Source organism: Thermococcus sp. ES12 (genome assembly GCF_012027515.1).
GTDB lineage: Archaea > Methanobacteriota_B > Thermococci > Thermococcales > Thermococcaceae > Thermococcus > Thermococcus barossii.
Window position 1 is genome coordinate 1 of sequence record NZ_SNUP01000144.1, and the last position, 389, is coordinate 389.

Annotated in this window: 1 protein-coding gene; it reads left to right on the plus strand. The window is 40.9% G+C overall.

Annotated features, from left to right (window positions below; genetic code table 11):
* Positions 1-50 precede the first annotated feature (50 nt).
* On the plus strand, positions 51-389 hold a 339-nt coding region (locus E3E37_RS11475; RefSeq protein WP_206204120.1), incomplete at its 3' end, for a hypothetical protein.

Genomic DNA, 389 nt, shown 5'->3' on the forward strand with positions numbered 1-389 from the left:
ACACGTTATATTACAATTGGGTAAATCCCAATGCAAGAGGCAATATAAAAATGAAACACTTAAAGAAACTGGTAGAATTAGCTGAAGCTAGCTGGAAAGAGATTATCCCCTCAGAAGTCTCACTCCAAAGAGGGACGAAAATAAAACTCCCGCACAAACTAGATGAGAAGCTAGCATATTTCATCGGATTGGTTGCTGGTGATGTTTCAAAAGCAGGACGGGGTGTCTCAATAATATTTTCCACTCGCAATAGGCACATGAGGCATAGATTCATAGAACTCACAAAGGAGTTATTTGGCATTGAAGCAGTTGAACATCTTCAAGAAGAGAAGGTGCCTGCCGTTAGGTTCCATTCCAAGATAGTTGCTCACCTCCTTGAAAAGCTTGGA